Genomic DNA, 15,021 nt, shown 5'->3' with positions numbered 1-15,021 from the left:
GCCGGCGTGCTCGCCCGCTCGATCGCGGCGCGGGAGGCCGCCGCCCGCGCGGCGCGCAACGCCGAGACCGTCGAACTCCTGCACGGCGCCCCCGACCTGGTCGCCTTCGGCCGCGTGGACGACCAGCTCCGCCGGATCGCCGCCGCCGACGCCGTCCTGTCCCGGATCACCCGCCGCGACGCCCGCACCGCCGGGTCCACCTCGGCCGCGACGACCCTCCTCACCGCCGCGACGACCCTCGCCGTGCTGGTCGCGGGGCTGGACGCCGTCCGCCGGGACGCGCTGCCCGGCGTCCTGCTCGCGGCGCTCGCCCTGGCGGCCACGGCCGCGTTCGAGGCCGTCCGGCCGCTTCCGGAGGCGGCCCGCGACCTGCTCACCGCGCACGGCGCCGCCGCCCGCCTCGACGCGCTCACCGCCCGCCCGGCGCCCGCCGCCGACCCGGCCCGGCCGCTGCCCGCGCCGCGCGGCGACCTGCTCCGGGTCCGCGGCGTGCGCGCGCGCTACACCCCCGACTCCCCCTGGGTCCTGGACGGCGTCGACCTCGACCTCCGCCCGGGGCACCGCGTCGCGCTCCTCGGCCCGAGCGGCGCGGGCAAGAGCACCCTGGCGCACCTGCTGGTCCGGTTCCGCGACCCGGACGGGGGCCGCATCACCCTCGACGGCCACGATCTGCGCGACTACGCCCAGGACGACGTCCGGCGCGCGATCTGCCTCGTCGACCAGCACGCCCACCTGTTCGCCACCACGATCCGCGCCAACGTCGCCCTCGCCAGGCCGGACGCCACCGAAGCCGAGATCGTCGACGCGCTGCGCCGCGCCCGCGCCTGGGACTGGATCGCCCGCCTCCCCGGCGGCCTGGACACCCCCGTCGGCGAGCACGGCGCCCGCGTCTCCGGCGGCCAGCGCCAGCGGATCGCCCTCGCCCGCGCCTTCCTGTCCGGCGCGCGGATCCTGATCCTCGACGAGCCCGCGGCCCATCTCGACGCCGCGACCGCCCGCGAACTCCTCACCGACGTCCTGGGCGACACGTCCGGGCCGGGGATCCTGCTCATCACGCACACTCCCCCGCCACCCGGGTCCGTCGACCGGACCCTGCACCTACGATCCGGCCGCCTCCACCCGGACACCCCGATCACCGCCCCCGCCCGTCGGCGCTTGGGAGGGTGACGCGGAACCAGCCCGTCCGGCCGCCGGTAGCAGCGCGGCGGGCCCACCTGATCTGCCGGACGCGCTCTTTGCACAACCGTGTCCGGTTCAACGCAAAAGGCGAGGCCGGTCAGACGGCTCATAGTCTTTGCGTCGAAAGCTGACCTCGGGTGCGTTGCGCAATATTTGCCGGATGGGCCGCATCGCTGAAACTAGAGTCGCGGTATGCGCCAGATGCCGTCGGCCGACATGGTCAGCCTGATCTCGTTCCTCGCCGTTCTGTTGATCTTCTTCAGCATCGATGTGCGGTCGAGAGACTCAGTGGTGACAAAGAAGTGGCATACATACCTTTTCGAATGGGCTTCCCGTATCGGCGGGATCTCAACCGCTTTGGCGCTGGCTTTGGGATGGGTCGACCTGTTCCTCCCCGACCAGAGCGACCTGATCCATGTGGCATTCGTGGCTGTTCCGGGATCCATGGGGGTACTGTGCGCCATCGCGTTGGGGCTCGAAATGCTCTGGCAGCGTTGGGAAGGTTGATTCGGGTTTGCCACAAGGGCGACCCGCGCCGTGATAGCGGCCCACCGGGACGACGCCCCACCATCGTGCTTGCTGGTCCGCCGCGCCGCGAGGCGTGGTCCTATTTTCGCTGCTGTGCCTCGTCCTCCGCATGAGGGGCGGGGGTAGGTGCCGGGGCGACGGCGACGGCTTCGATCTCAAGAAGCCAAGCCTCGTCGTAGATGCCGGTGATGATGATCGTGATTGCGGGGCGGTGGTCGCCGAGCACTTCATGGCGTATCCGGCTGTTGGCCTCGCGATGGCACCGGTCGGACAGATATATGGTGACCTTGGCGAGATTCTGCACCGTCATACCAGCGGCGGCAAGCACGGTTTTCACGTTTTCCCAGGCCAAGCGGCATTGTCCGTCGAAGTCGGCAGGGATGTCCCCGTCGGTCGTCCACGGCGGCTGGCCGCTGATGTACAGCGTCTGATGTGCGCCACTGACCAGCGCGCCGTGAGTGTAGGCCGGTGATGATTCAGGCAGGTCGCTCGGGTCGATCGGGTCGATCACCAAAGTCGTCGCTCTCCTCGTCGGCGGGTGGATCGGCGATGTGCGAGCACTTCCATGATCGCAAATCGACGCCGAGCCGTACACGGCTCCCCACTCACGCACGCTCGACCGCCCATCGCAGCGAGGCGGAGATGCCCGGGCTCGACTGGCGAACACCGAGGAGCACGGCCAGAACGTCAACCCATGTTGACACTTGCCAGGTCGTCAACCTACGTTGACAGGATGGAGACCCGATCACGGGTGCCCTTGTTCTGCGGAGCAATCGCGGGCCCCCTCTTCACCCTCGTTTACCTCGCTGAAGGCGCCACTCGCGCGGGTTGCGACCCACTGCGCCATCCCGTCAGCTCACTTGCTCTCGGCAAGTACGGCTGGATGCAGACCCTCGACTTCCTGCTCGCCGCCGCGCTCACCATCGTGTTCGCCATCGGCGTCCACCGTGCGTCCCGCCCCTCGACCTGGAAACCGCTCTTGATCGGCCTGTGGGGAACCGCACTGCTCGGCGCAGGCATCTTCGTGACCGATCCGGTCGGGGGCTACCCGGCGGGGACCCCCGACCGGATCCCAAACGCCACCACGCACGGCGCCCTTCACGACTACGTCTCACTGGCTGGATTCGCCGTGCTCACCACTGCATGCTTCGTGTTCGCGCGCCAGGGTTCAGCGCGCTGGCGGCTCTACTGCATCCTCAGCGGCGTCGCCTTCACCATCACCATGCTCATCTCCAGCGCCGCCTTCGGTCAGACGGGACAACTGGGCGACCTGGCCGGACTGTTCCAACGCATTGCCATAACGACGGCATTGTCCTGGCAGACCGTCCTGGCGTTGCGCCTTCTCTCACGCACAGAACGCAGCGAAACAATACGAAACGGATGAAACTGCACCCTTGGTCGTACGGCTTGCTCCTAGCACTCCGGCCAGTGGCCGCGGCCGCTTGATGAAGTGGGCGCGTTCGTACGTGGCGGCACGGCACGGCACGGCACGCGGATCCGGCGCTGCGGTTACCCAAGCGACAGGGCGCGCCGGCAGTCGGAGGCCGGGCCGGATGGCCCCGGGGAATGCACCCCGGGACCACCGACCTGTCCGGCACCCATGAAGACCGGACATTCATCCAGATCAGTTGGTGGTGAAGGAGTGGATGCCGATTACGTTGATGCGCCGACGTCCTTCTCCGGTAGGAAGTGGCTGCTGGCGCGGAGGTCATCCAGGGCTCGTTCGATCAGCGTGATGCGGGTGGCGGACGCCTTCGGTGTCGCGGCGGCCGGGCTCTTCGACCGTGCAGGCGAGGACGTACCGGGCGGCATCAGGATCAGGAGGAACCGATACTGCGAAACGCTCTCAGGCGAGGGCCTCGATGTCGGCGGGGGCGAGCTTGCGGCCGGCGATGCCGGCGAAGCCGTCGCGGTCGGTGTAGCTCTCCTCTCCGATGATGCGGCCGTCCTCGTCGATCGGCCAGACGATCGCCATCCGGGTCTCGTACAGGTAGAACGCCTCGGGGTCGTCGACCTCGATCCCCAGGGCGAGCAGCGTGCGGCCGGGGTAGGCCATCCGCATCAGCCCGTCCGTGACCACGCAGTCGCGGTCGACCGCGAGCCGGTCGATGTCATGCTCGAGCCGGGTGGCGCCCGAGGCGATGAAATCGCTGTAGAAGGCGCGGACCTCGGCCTGGCCGCGCGGGGTCATGCCGGGCGCGCCCGGCTCACCGAGGCGGTAGGCGGGGGTGTCGGTGAGGGTGGCCATCAGGGCGTCGAGATCGCCGCGGGCCTCGGCCTTGGAATGGGTGATGACGATCTCCAGGTTCCGGCGCAGGATCGGGTCGGTCTCCCGGGCGAGACGCTCCTCAAGCGCGGCCCATGACTTCTTCGGGTCGATAACGGCCACTCCAGCCTCCTTCATTTTGTGTATGCCGTAGACTTAGCATTGGGCCTATGGGGCAGTCAACGAATTCCTCTCCGCCGGTCCGGCGCGGTCGTACCGTGCGGGACGTCCTGCTCGCCGCCCGGAGCGTGCTCGACGAGGGCGGCCTGGAAGCGCTGACCATGGCCGCCACCGCCGAGCGGCTCGGAGTGACACCGATGGCGATCTACCGCCACGTCACCGACCGGGACGCGCTCCTGGCCGGAGTGTCAGGTCTGGTCCTGGAGGACGTGGGCAAGGCCGGGCCGCAGCCCGTGCCATGGGACGAGAGCGTCGTCGCCTGGATGCGGGACGTGCGGCGCTGCATGGTCGCCCACCCCTGGATCGCCCCGCTGTTCGGCTCCCATGCTCGGCTGTCCCTCGCGTGGGCCGCGGCGCTCGACCGGCTCTTGGCCGCGCTGGAGCGAGGCCCGTTGGACGACGACGCGAGAGCGGACGCATTCGTCTGGATCGCCCGCACGACCGTGGGCGTGGTGCTCCTGGAGGCCAAGTCCCCGCTGGCGGACGCCGGTCACGATGTCGGGGCGACGCTCAAGGACACGGTGCCCGGCGCACCGGAAAGGTGGGCCCGCATCGCCGCCCGGATGAGCGAGCGTCATGACGACGACCTGTTCGACGATCTCGTGCAGCAGACCCGGGCCCGGCTGCACGCGACGTCGCCAGATTGTTTTATAAAACAAGCTCCGTCGGCGGCGGCATCTGAACACGACCTGTCGGACGAGCAGTGGGAGAGGATCTCCCCGCTGCTACCGGACGATGCCAGCCGCGGACCCCGCTGGGCAGATCATCGCACCGTGATCGACGGGATCCGGTTCCGCGAACGCACTCAAATCCCCTGGCGACAGCTGCCCGACCGGTACGGGCATTGGCGCACGGTCTACGGCCGCTTCCGGCTGTGGACCCGCGACGGCACCTGGCAGCGCATCACCACCGCACTCGCCACCGGCAACCCCACCGGCGACGACGACGGCAGCAGCAGCGGTCTCGACACGGAACAGCCGTGAAAGTGAACGCCAAGCTTCACTCCCCCAACCCGCCGGAGGACGGAACCCGACTCGTCCGTCACCGGTCACCAGTACGTCGCCGCCCTTCAGGAACCGCCCGTCGGCGCCGCCATAGGTTCGCGAGGTCGGGGAGGTAGCGGAGAGCGGCGGTCAGCAGCACGGCGGCGGCGAACGCGATCGCCAGCGCGACGGCATCGTTGCGCGTAGGACCGGTCTCCAGGGCGAAGAAGCGCCGCAGCGGCGGGACGCTCAGGACGACGGCGAACGCAGCGGCCATCGCCGCGACGAGGCCGAGCCGCCACCCGTTCCAAGGCCGCGCGATCAGGGCCAGGACCCAGAGGGTCAGGGCGAACAGCGCGACGGACGCCGTCGTGCTGAGGTCGGCGAAGTCGCCGGGCGGCTGCTCGGTGGCGAGGTAGTAGCCCGCGAACGTGGCGCCGCCGCAGGCGATCCCGGCGGGTACCGCGAACCGCAGGACGCGCGGCACGAATCCGGGACGGGCCCGCTCGGTGTTCGGCGCGAGCGCCAGGAAGAACGCGGGCACGCCGATGGTCAGCGAGCTGATCAGCGTCAGGTGCCGGGGCAGGAACGGGAACCGGACGTTCGCCAGCCCGACCAGCACCACCAGGATGATCGCGTACACGGTCTTGGTGAGGAACAGGTTCGCGACCCGCTCGATGTTGCCGAGGACCCGCCGCCCCTCGGCGACCACGTGCGGCAGGGTCGCGAAGCGGTCGTCCAGCAGCACGACCTGCGCGACGGACCTGGCCGCGCCGCTGCCCGATCCCATCGCCACGCCGAGATCGGCGTCCTTGAGCGCGAGGACGTCGTTGACGCCGTCGCCCGTCATCGCGACCGTACGGCCCCGGGACCGCAGCGCCCGGACCATCGCCTGCTTCTGCCGCGGCCCGACCCGCCCGAACACCGAGTTCTCGTCCAGGACGTCCGCCATCGCGGCGGTGTCGTCCGGGAGCCCGCGGGCGTCGACCGGGTGGTCGGCGCCGTCCAGGCCGAGGGCGCGGGCGATCGCGCCGACGGAGATCGGGTCGTCGCCGGAGATCACTTTCACCGAGACGCCCTGCTCGGCGAAGTAGCGCAGGGTCGGGGCCGCCTCCGGTCGCAGCCGCTGCCGCAGCACCAGGAGCGCGGCCGGTTCCGCGGCCGCCGCGTCGAGCCGGCCGGGGTCGCCGAGCGAGCCGTCCGGCACGCGGGCGAGGGCCAGCACCCGCAAACCGGCGGCGCCCAGTTCCCCGGCCCGGCGGCGGGCCGGGGCGTCCGCGCCGAGGAGGACGTCCGCCGCGCCGAGCACCCAGCTTCCGCGGCCGTCGAACTCCGCGCCGCTCCACTTGCGGGCCGAGGAGAACGGGACGGTCCCGCCGGCCGGCCACGGCTCGGCGCCGTCGAGCCCGGCGAGGACGGCCCGCATCGTGGCGTTCGGATCGGGGTCGGACGCGGCGACCGACGCGAGCGCCTCCCGGGCCGGCAGATCCTCGCGCAGGACGATCACCTCCCCGAGGTCCATGCCGGTCTCGGTGAGCGTGCCGGTCTTGTCGACGCACAGCACGTCCACCCTGGCCAGGCTCTCGATCGCGGGCAGTTCCTGGACCAGGCAGCGCCGCCGCCCGACCCGGACCACCCCGACCGCGAACGCGATGCTCGTCATCAGCACGAGCCCCTCCGGGACCATCGTCACCACCCCCGCGACCGCGCCGGTCACGGCGTCGGAGGCGTTGTCGGCCGCGGCGAACTGGGTGGCGAACAGCAGGATCCCGGCCGGGACGATCAGCCAGGTCACGTATTTGAGGAACGCGTTGACGCCCGCCATCAGCTCCGAGTGCGCCAGCGAGAAGCGGCTCGCCTCCGCCACCAGGCGCGCCGCGTAGGCGTCCCGGCCGACCTTCGCGGCGGTGAACGCGCCGGAGCCCGCCACCACGAAGCTGCCCGACCGCACCTGCGCCCCCGCCTGCTTGAGGGCCGCGTCGGCCTCCCCGGTGAGCAGCGACTCGTCGACCTCCAGGCCGTCGGAGGCCACCACGTCACCGTCCACGGTGATCTCGTCGCCGCTCCCGAGCACGATCAGGTCGTCCAGCACGACCTCGCGTTGGTCGACCTCCCGGACGGCGCCGTCCCGCCGCACCCGCACGGGCGCCTCGCTGAGCACGGCGAGCCGGTCCAGGGTCCGCTTCGCGCGCAGTTCCTGGACGACCCCGATCGCCGAGTTCGCCACGATGATCAAACTGAACAGCCCGTCCTGCCACTGCCCGAAGACCAGCACGAGGACCAGCAGCGACCCCGATCAGCGCATTGAACCGTGTCAGCACGTTCGCGCGGACGATCTCGACCCCGGACCGGCTGGAGCGCCGCGGCACATCGTTCGTGCGACCCCACCTGACCCGGTCATGCACCTGGGCCGCTGTCAACCCACGCTCCGCCGCCGTCGCCTCCCCGTCCATACGGACGCTCTCCCCCGACCACCCCCGCCCATGCTGACCGCCCACCCGGCCGGTGCGGGGATTGGGTGTGGCCGAAAACGGACGCCGGTCCGCGGAACCTTTCCCTCCCTTGCGGACTCCAAGGGAGTCAGCACTCGCCCCCGGCCTGGAGTTCGTATGCCCGCTCCCGATACCGATCCCGAATCCACCGGTCTCGCGCACCGGTTGCGGACGGACCGCAAGTGGCGGCGCGCGGCGGTGGCCGCGGCGCTCGCGCTCGTGCTGTGCGTCGCCGCCGCCGTCACCGCGGTCGCCGCGCAGCGGTCCGGGCCGGGCGGGATCTCCGACGGGCCCCTGACCGCCGCGCCCGCGACCGCCGACCCCGTTCCCGCCGGCCGGATCGTGAAGAAGCCGCCCGCCAACTGCGGGGTGTCGAAGGCCACGGCCGCCAGGCTCGCGCCCGGCTCCGACCCCGACGCCGAGAAGGGCGGCCTCTTCCGGCAGGGCGGACCGGGCAGCTGCATGTGGTACTCGCTGGACGACGGCAAGGCCAAGTGCGACTTCTGCACCGGCGACTTCCGCAACGAGCGCGTCCTCAACGTCGACATCGCCCTCGCCGAGAGCCGGCTCCAGTCGCCGATCAGCGAAGCACTGCGGCAGATGGACGAGACGCCGGGCCTCGCGCGGAGCTCCGCCCGGCCCGAGATCGTGGAGGGGCTGGGCGAGGAGGCCACCGCCCGCTACTCGGCGGAGACCGAGAGCGAGGGCGCGACCGTCAAGTTCCGTGTCGGCAACGCCGTCGCGACGGTCCGCTACCGGGGCTGGGACGCCATGGGCGACGAGCGCAGGACGATCCCGAAGAAGACGGCGCTGGACGGCGCCTTCGCGGCGGCGGCCGAGACGGCGAAGAGCATGGGCACGGCCGCGCAGCCCGTGCTGAGCCAGGTGAAGCACCCGGTCACGCCGCCGGTGCGGCACGTCCCCAAGCCGTGCGACGCGGTCCCGGCGGCCACCGTCGAGAAGGTGGCGCGCGACGCGTACCGGAGGCGGGCCGGCGCGTCCCTGTTCCCCGCCCTCAACTGGCCGGGGACGTCCATGGACGGCTGTACGTGGAGGGCGCGCACGTCCCGCTACTCCGACCAGGGGCAGTCGCGCACCCTCACGGTGGCGATCATCGTCGAGGACGACGGCGTGCCGGGACTCGGGGCCTTCACGGCGGCGCGCCGCTACCTGGGCCTCTACGAAAACCTGCGGGCCGGCGAGACCCCGGGGTCGGACAAGTTCAGCGGCTTCGGGCCCCTGGCCGGGCCCGGCGACCGGGCGTTCGCGGTCACCCGGGTCGCGCGGAGCTCGTCGAGCGGCGACGAGGGATTCGTGGTCTTCCAGAAACGCAACCTACTGGTCGAGGTGTCCTACCAGGGCGCCGATGAGGAGACGCCCTTGAGCGGGAGCCGGCTGGTCGACAGCGCCTACACGGTCGCCGTCGCGGTGGAGAGGTCGTTGCGGTCATGACGGGAACGCCGCGGTCCGCCGCATCGCGGAACGGGACGGGCGGGGCCGTCCTGTTCGCCGCCGTCGTCGTCCTCGTGCTCAGCGTCGTCCTGGTGAAGGCGCTCCCGTCGCCCAGCAGCCTCGACCGGCTGCCCGATCCGCCGGCCGGGCCCGACCGGGTCCCGGCGGGGCCGGTCGTCGACGCGTACCCGGAGCGCTGCGGGATCTCCGCCGCCACTCTCGCGCGGCTGGTGCCCGACGCGCGGACCACGCGGGACGGCGGCCAGGGCACCTGCACGTGGTCGTCGCAAAGGGACGACCGGAGGTCCGAGCGGCACCTGTCGGTCGGCTTCACCCTGTTCCCCGGCTCCGCGCTGCGGGCGGGATTGCCGCAGACCGGGCGGGCGCCCGTCGCGGCGGCCATGATGGCGCTGGGCCCGAAATGGTCCAACGTGCCCGGCACGGTGGTGACGGGCCTGGGCGACGAGGCGTTCATGCAGGTCTCCCCGTCCAGCGGTGCCACGGTCGTGATGCGGGTGGGGAACGCGAACGTCACCGTCCAGTACCGCTCGCTCTTCTTGCCGATCCCGAAGAAGACGGCGCAGGAGGGCGCGTTCGCCGCCGCGTCCGAGGCCGTCGCCGCCCTGGGCTCGCGCACGCCCGCGCACCCCGCGATCGCCGCGGCGCCGCAGCCGACGCCGGCCCGCAAGGTCCCCGACCTGTGCGCCGCCGTGTCCGAGCGGACCCTGCACCGGCTGGTGAAGGGCGACTCCGTCACCGGCGAACCCGGCTCGCGCGGCGGCGCCCTCGCCATCAAGGACGCCGAGGTCGGCAACTGCTCGTGGACGTCGAACGACCGCGAACTCGCGGTCTCCGCGGCGGTCGTGCCGGGCTCGGACCTGTTCGACGGCGCCCGGCTCGCCGCCCGCGAGTACGTGATGCGGCACGACGACGCCCGCGCGGAGGAGACGCTCAGCGTCCACGACGAGAAGTACTTCCGCGCCGTGACCGGCCTGGGCGACCAGGCGTTCGCCGCGCAGATCCCCGAGGTCATCCCCGGCGAGGTCGTCTTCCGGGACGGCAACGTCCTGGTCCGGGTGACCTACGAGTCGGCGGACGAACGCCACCCGCTCAACGGGAAGCACGCCGTGCGGGGCGCGTACGCGGCGGCCCAGGAGATCGCCCAGGCACTGGCCGCGCACTGACCGCCGGGCTCCAGGGCGCCGGAGAAGCCGGGCCACACGCGAGTTGGGCGGCCGGTTGGTCGATGGCGGGCTCTTGCCCCATCAGGCAGGTGCGTTGTTGCCCGATGGGGCATCGCGGGCATGCCCCATCGGCCGTGGCCGCGGTTCCCTCGGCCTCTTAGGGTCCAGGGATCAAGCCCGCCCTGCGGGCCTTCCGGCGGACACCGATGAGAACGGGTGAGCGGGATGTCGAGAACTCATGTGCTGCCGGCCAACGAGAAGACGCTGCGGACCGGTGTCGTGGACCGGTCGCATCCGCCCGTCCTGACGGTCGAGTCGGGGGACACGGTCGACCTCGCCACGGGCACGTGCTGGGGGGACGTCGTCCGGCCCGGCATGACCATGGCGGACGTGCTGCGCGAGTCCGCGGCCTGGAGCGGCGTCGGGCCGCATGATCTGACCGGTCCCATCGCGGTGGCCGGTGCCGCGCCCGGTGACGCGCTCAAGGTCGAGGTCCTCGGTCTCACGCTGCGCGAGCACGCCTTCAACCTGGATCTTCCCGGGCACATGGGCTACGGGCTGCTGCCCGAGGACTTCCGGGACGGCCACATGCGGCATTACCGGCTCGACCTGGAGGAGATGTCGGTGGAGCTCGGCGCCGGGCTCACCGTCCCGCTCGCGCCCTTCCCCGGGTTCCTCGGGACGGCGCCGGCGGCGGCCGGCCCGCACTCCTCGGTGCCTCCGGGCGGCCACGGCGGCAACCTCGATCTCAAGGAACTCGTCACCGGCAGCTCCCTGTACCTGCCGGTCTGGACCGAAGGCGCGCTCCTCTACGCCGGGGACATCCATGCCGCGCAGGGGAACGGCGAGGTCAACCTGACGGCCCTGGAGGCCAGCGCGTCGTCGCTGCGGCTCCGGCTGACGCTGATCCCCGACGCCGCGATCAGAGCGCCCCGGGCGGAGACGCCCGCCCACCTGATCACGATGGGTTTCGGGGCCACTCTGGACGAGGCCGCGCGCATGGCGACCAGGGACATGATCGTGGTCGCGGGCGACTGCCTGGGGATCCCGGCGTCGGACGCCTACGCACTCTGTTCGATGACGATGGATCTCGCGGTCACCCAGACGGCGAACGGTGCCGTGGGGGTCCACGCCATGCTGCCGAAGCACCTGGCCGGAACACCGAGTCCGGAGACCCTGGTGGGACGGAAGGGGCGTTGACCAGCGGTCGCGATGGTGGGCGTCCCCATCTCCGTCGAGGGACGGCGTGGGGACGCCGTGATCATCGCTAAGACCGACGCCACCAGTGCTCGCTTCCTCCCGCCGCCGTCAGGGGCGGGAGGCGGCGAGGTCCAGGCATTCGAAGATGACGCGTGCCGCCAGGTTCCCCGTGGTCTCGTGCAGGTCGTGCGGCGGGCTCACGGTGTTGACGTCCACGTGGACGATGTCGAGGCGCCAGAGCAGCCGGAGGAACGACAGCGCGCTCCGGACGTCGGGTCCGCCCCATTCGGGTGAGGCCACGCCGGGGGCCGCCGAGGGGTCGAAGAAGTCCATGTCCCAGCACAGGTAGACCGGGCGCCCGCCCAGCATGGCGGCGACGTCGTCGGCGACGGCCGCCGGCCCGCGTGCGCAGAACTCGTCGCTGTCGATCACGCGGTGCCCGTCCGCGGCGACGGCCGACGCGGTCCCGCCGGGGGCGATGCCGAGCCCTCTCGGCCCGATGTGGATGACGCTCTCCCGGTCGACCAGTCCCTCCTCTTCGGCGCGCAGGAACGTCGTCGACGTCGTGTAGGGACCGGCTCCCGGGACGTCGAACGCGTCAGTGTGGGCGTCGACGTGGACGACGGCCAGATCCGGGAACCTCCCGCTCACCGCGCGCAACTGCGGAAGGCTGACCGAACCGTCGCCGCCCATGACCACGGGAAGCGTGCCGTGGGCGAGAATGGCCGCCACCGCGCGTTCGATCGCGGGGAACGCCTGCTCCACCTTTCCGGGGACCACTCCGACATTTCCATAATCAATGACCTTGAGCTCGGAAATGGCGTCGCGGTCGGAGTGGAAGAGGAACCGGCGCTCCGGAGGGGCGCTCCGGCGAATGTGCTCGGGACCCTGGCGGCATCCGATCCGGCGCGCGTTCGTGCCGGTGTCGAAGGGCACGCCCAAGATCGCCGCGCGCGCGTGCGCGCGATTCGCCGAATTCGCGCGCGGTACGCCGGCGAACGTACCGACGTCGTAGGGGCTGAACGGGTCCGCCTCGGGAAACGGGGCTGGTCCGGGTTCGGGCATCACTGTCCTCCTCGGTCGCGCTGAGCTCGCGTGATGTCGGCTCGCACCCTGCCAGGAAGCGCGGAGCGTGCGCGCGTTCCTGCCCTCATGGGCAGGCGGGTCGCCCGAAAGGGCACCCCGAGAGTGCCCGGCAGGCGCAGGTGCGCGGACGGACGCCGTCCCTAGCATCGCCATATCCGAAAACGCCTTCACAAGGCACGGGGATAGAGCAGGAGAACGAGCCATGACGGAGACCTCCGCGCGCAAGTCCGCACCGGGCGCTTTGGCCCGCCGGCAGTTCGAGCCGTACACGAGGGCCTCCTGGGGCCTCATGAACCACTGGTACCCCGCCTTCTTCAGCGAGGAATTGGCCGAGGACGAGGCGAAGGGCACCAAGATCTGCGGAATTCCCATCATCCTGCGCCGGTCGAACGGCAAGGTCTTCGCCCTGCGCGACCAGTGCGCGCACCGCGGCGTGCGCCTGTCGATCCGGCCGGCCTGCCTGACGAAGGACACGCTGACCTGCTGGTACCACGGCTTCACCTACGACCTGGAGTCCGGGAGGCTGGTGACCATCGTCGCCGCCCCGGACGACGAGATCGTGGACGAGGTGCGCCTCCAGGTGTTCCCCGTCGAGGAGCGCAACGGCCTGATCTACGTGTTCGTCGGGGACGAGGGGTACAGCCCGGTGCCGGACCTCGCCGACGACCTGCCTCCGAAGGTGGCGCCGGACTACGCGCACCAGGTGCCGCACCTGCTCGACGAGGACGCGGTGGTGCTGGGCCTCCGGCGCACCGTGGCGTCCAACTGGCGGCTGGGCGTCGAGAACGGCTTCGACCCGGGGCACAACTGGCTGCACCGCGACAGCCCGATCGTCGTCGCGCTCGACACGGCCCTGCCGCTCGGGCTGGTGCCGACCGGTCCCGGCGCGCTGACCACGTTCGAGGGCGACGGCCCCAAGGGCATCCGCAACGAGTGGGACTCGGGCGACTACGACGTGGTGATGAAGTCGGAGAAGCTCGGCCTGGAGGCCCGCGGCAAGAACACGATCCCGGGCCTGCGGACCTCGATCTTCCTGCCGGGCGTACTGATGGTGGAGAACTGGCCGGCGTCCGGGCTGGTGCAGTACGAGTGGTACGTCCCCATCGACGCCGAGCACCACGAGTACTGGGCCGTGCTGGCCGCGAGCTGCCCGACCGCCGAGGCGCGGGAGAAGTTCGTCTACGAGTACGAGCACCTCTGGAAGGACGCGGCGCTCGGGGTGTTCAACGACGACGACCTGTTCGCCCGGGAGGCGATGGAGAACTTCTACGCCGAGGGCGGCACCGGCTGGGACGACGAGCAGCTGTGCTCCATGGACGCGGTGATCGTCGGCTGGCGCAAGATCGTCTCCCGCTACGCGCGCGGGTACCAGACGCCGCAGACCAACCCCTCGCCGAAGCTCTGAGCACGGTGACCGCTCATGTGGCGACGATCCGGTTCGAGGACGGCGAGGACGTCGCGTTCCCGGTGCCGGCGGGCGGCAGCGTGCTCGACGCCGCCGACGACGCCGGGTACTTCCTGGCCTCCCAGTGCCGCGCGGGCAGCTGCGGGACGTGCGCGGCGACGCTGACGGCGGGACGGACGTCCGACATCCCCGGGCGCGCGCAGTCGCTGCTGCCCTCCGAGCGGAGCGCGGGCGCCCGGCTGCTCTGCTCGACGGTCCTCGACGGCGACGCGACCTTCGAGGTCCCCTACCCGATCGGCCTCGTCGTGGACCGCCCGGGGAAGGGCAGGGCGCGGGTCACGTCCGTGGAACGGCTCTCCGGCACCGTGACCGAACTGGCGCTGGAGCTCCTCGATCCGCCCGAGACCGGGTTCCTGGCCGGGCAGTACGCGCGGCTGAAGGTGCCCGGCACCGACGAGTGGCGCTCGTACTCGATGGCCACGTGCGGCGCTCAGCTGCCGGAGATGCGGTTCTGCGTCAAGCTGATCCCCGGTGGCGCGATGACCGGCTACCTGGAAGCGGGCTGCCGTCCGGGCGACGAGATCGAGATCGAGTATCCGCTCGGAGCGTTCACGCTCCGCGAGTCGGCGGAGCCGCACATCTTCGTCGCCGGCGGGACCGGGCTCGCGCCCGTCCTGTCGATGCTCGACGAGCTGCGGACGCGGCGCGGGCCGACGCCGCCGGTGACGCTCTGCTTCGCCTGCCGGTCGGAAAGCGATCTGTTCTACCTGGACGAGATCGAGATGCGCGGCTTCTGGATGCCGTCGTTGCGGACCAGGGTCGCGGTGACCGAGGGCGCGCCGAGCACCCCCGGCGTCGGGACGGGCACGCCCGTCTCCCTGCTCGGGTCGCGGCCGCTCGCGCCGGAGAGCCGGGCCTACGTGTGCGGGCCGCCCGGAATGATCGCCGCGGCCGTCGCCCGGCTCGGGGAGCTCGGCGTGCCCCCGGACCGGATCCACACCGAGAAGTTCGTCGCGACCGATGTGTGAGCACGGCCGGCACCACCCGGAAAGGAGACATCCCGTGG

At 71.5% G+C, this 15,021-nt stretch carries 13 protein-coding genes; 9 read left to right on the top strand and 4 right to left on the bottom strand.

Annotated elements, in window-relative coordinates; all coding sequences use genetic code 11:
- The coding region (gene cydC, locus AB0K34_RS30530; protein WP_364552396.1) for a thiol reductant ABC exporter subunit CydC at nt 1-1,167 on the top strand (1,167 nt) is incomplete at its 5' end.
- Nucleotides 1,168-1,371: 204 nt separating this feature from the next.
- Entirely contained in the window at nt 1,372-1,686 is a 315-nt protein-coding gene (locus AB0K34_RS30525; protein ID WP_171068986.1) for a hypothetical protein, read from the top strand.
- 100 nt (nt 1,687-1,786) lie between these two features.
- Here the strand turns inward: AB0K34_RS30525 and AB0K34_RS30520 are convergent, their stop codons facing one another.
- A complete protein-coding gene (locus AB0K34_RS30520) occupies nt 1,787-2,218 on the bottom strand; it encodes a RidA family protein (protein ID WP_364552393.1) in 432 nt (143 codons plus the stop codon).
- Nucleotides 2,219-2,440: 222 nt separating this feature from the next.
- Between AB0K34_RS30520 and AB0K34_RS30515 the strand changes: the two genes are divergently transcribed.
- On the top strand, nt 2,441-3,091 hold the full coding sequence (locus AB0K34_RS30515) for a DUF998 domain-containing protein (protein WP_364552391.1): 651 nt from the start codon (nt 2,441-2,443) through the stop codon (nt 3,089-3,091).
- 462 nt (nt 3,092-3,553) lie between these two features.
- Here AB0K34_RS30515 and AB0K34_RS30510 read toward each other — a convergent pair whose 3' ends face one another.
- Nucleotides 3,554-4,096: a nuclear transport factor 2 family protein gene (locus AB0K34_RS30510; protein WP_364552389.1), complete on the bottom strand. Its 543-nt coding sequence runs from the start codon at nt 4,094-4,096 to the stop codon at nt 3,554-3,556.
- A 47-nt stretch (nt 4,097-4,143) separates the two neighbouring features.
- Here AB0K34_RS30510 and AB0K34_RS30505 point away from each other — a divergent pair, with 47 nt between their 5' ends.
- Nucleotides 4,144-5,136 (top strand): transposase, encoded by a 993-nt coding sequence (locus AB0K34_RS30505; protein ID WP_364552387.1) that lies wholly within the window; start codon nt 4,144-4,146, stop codon nt 5,134-5,136.
- A 58-nt stretch (nt 5,137-5,194) separates the two neighbouring features.
- Here the strand turns inward: AB0K34_RS30505 and AB0K34_RS30500 are convergent, their stop codons facing one another.
- Complete coding sequence (locus tag AB0K34_RS30500) at nt 5,195-7,411, bottom strand: HAD-IC family P-type ATPase (RefSeq protein WP_364552385.1); 2,217 nt, start codon at nt 7,409-7,411, stop codon at nt 5,195-5,197.
- Nucleotides 7,412-7,745: 334 nt separating this feature from the next.
- Here AB0K34_RS30500 and AB0K34_RS30495 point away from each other — a divergent pair, with 334 nt between their 5' ends.
- From AB0K34_RS30495 to AB0K34_RS30485, 3 genes are all read left to right on the top strand, one after another.
- Nucleotides 7,746-9,080 carry a hypothetical protein gene (locus AB0K34_RS30495; protein WP_364552383.1) on the top strand — a complete coding sequence of 445 codons (1,335 nt, stop codon included), beginning with the start codon at nt 7,746-7,748 and terminating at the stop codon, nt 9,078-9,080.
- Nucleotides 9,077-10,264, top strand: coding sequence for a hypothetical protein (locus AB0K34_RS30490; RefSeq protein WP_364552381.1), 1,188 nt, complete (start codon nt 9,077-9,079; stop codon nt 10,262-10,264). Before AB0K34_RS30495 ends, AB0K34_RS30490 begins: the two co-directional genes overlap by 4 nt.
- Nucleotides 10,265-10,489: 225 nt before the next feature.
- On the top strand, nt 10,490-11,464 hold the full coding sequence (locus AB0K34_RS30485; RefSeq protein ID WP_364552379.1) for an acetamidase/formamidase family protein: 975 nt from the start codon (nt 10,490-10,492) through the stop codon (nt 11,462-11,464).
- A 108-nt stretch (nt 11,465-11,572) separates the two neighbouring features.
- Here the strand turns inward: AB0K34_RS30485 and AB0K34_RS30480 are convergent, their stop codons facing one another.
- Nucleotides 11,573-12,529 carry an arginase family protein gene (locus AB0K34_RS30480; RefSeq protein ID WP_364552377.1) on the bottom strand — a complete coding sequence of 319 codons (957 nt, stop codon included), beginning with the start codon at nt 12,527-12,529 and terminating at the stop codon, nt 11,573-11,575.
- Between the two features lie 223 nt (nt 12,530-12,752).
- Between AB0K34_RS30480 and AB0K34_RS30475 the strand changes: the two genes are divergently transcribed.
- Both AB0K34_RS30475 and AB0K34_RS30470 read left to right on the top strand, forming a co-directional pair.
- On the top strand, nt 12,753-13,955 hold the full coding sequence (locus AB0K34_RS30475) for a Rieske 2Fe-2S domain-containing protein (protein ID WP_138637178.1): 1,203 nt from the start codon (nt 12,753-12,755) through the stop codon (nt 13,953-13,955).
- 5 nt (nt 13,956-13,960) lie between these two features.
- The gene (locus AB0K34_RS30470; RefSeq protein ID WP_364552375.1) at nt 13,961-14,983 is read left to right on the top strand and encodes an FAD-binding oxidoreductase; all 1,023 of its coding nucleotides are present in this window, start codon (nt 13,961-13,963) and stop codon (nt 14,981-14,983) included.
- Nucleotides 14,984-15,021: the final 38 nt, after the last annotated feature.

The organism is Actinomadura sp. NPDC049382 (assembly GCF_040677125.1).
In the GTDB taxonomy this organism is placed as follows: domain Bacteria; phylum Actinomycetota; class Actinomycetes; order Streptosporangiales; family Streptosporangiaceae; genus Spirillospora; species Spirillospora geliboluensis.
This window is presented reverse-complemented; position numbering and strand designations above follow the sequence as displayed.

Bases quoted from the DNA above. Each gene is read 5' to 3' on its own strand.
- AB0K34_RS30525 (WP_171068986.1), top strand. From the start codon at position 1,372: ATGCGCCAGATGCCGTCGGCCGACATGGTCAGCCTGATCTCGTTCCTC.
- AB0K34_RS30515 (WP_364552391.1), top strand. From the start codon at position 2,441: ATGGAGACCCGATCACGGGTGCCCTTGTTCTGCGGAGCAATCGCGGGC.
- AB0K34_RS30505 (WP_364552387.1), top strand. From the start codon at position 4,144: ATGGGGCAGTCAACGAATTCCTCTCCGCCGGTCCGGCGCGGTCGTACC.
- AB0K34_RS30495 (WP_364552383.1), top strand. From the start codon at position 7,746: ATGCCCGCTCCCGATACCGATCCCGAATCCACCGGTCTCGCGCACCGG.
- AB0K34_RS30490 (WP_364552381.1), top strand. From the start codon at position 9,077: ATGACGGGAACGCCGCGGTCCGCCGCATCGCGGAACGGGACGGGCGGG.
- AB0K34_RS30485 (WP_364552379.1), top strand. From the start codon at position 10,490: ATGTCGAGAACTCATGTGCTGCCGGCCAACGAGAAGACGCTGCGGACC.
- AB0K34_RS30480 (WP_364552377.1), bottom strand. From the start codon at position 12,529: ATGCCCGAACCCGGACCAGCCCCGTTTCCCGAGGCGGACCCGTTCAGC.
- AB0K34_RS30475 (WP_138637178.1), top strand. From the start codon at position 12,753: ATGACGGAGACCTCCGCGCGCAAGTCCGCACCGGGCGCTTTGGCCCGC.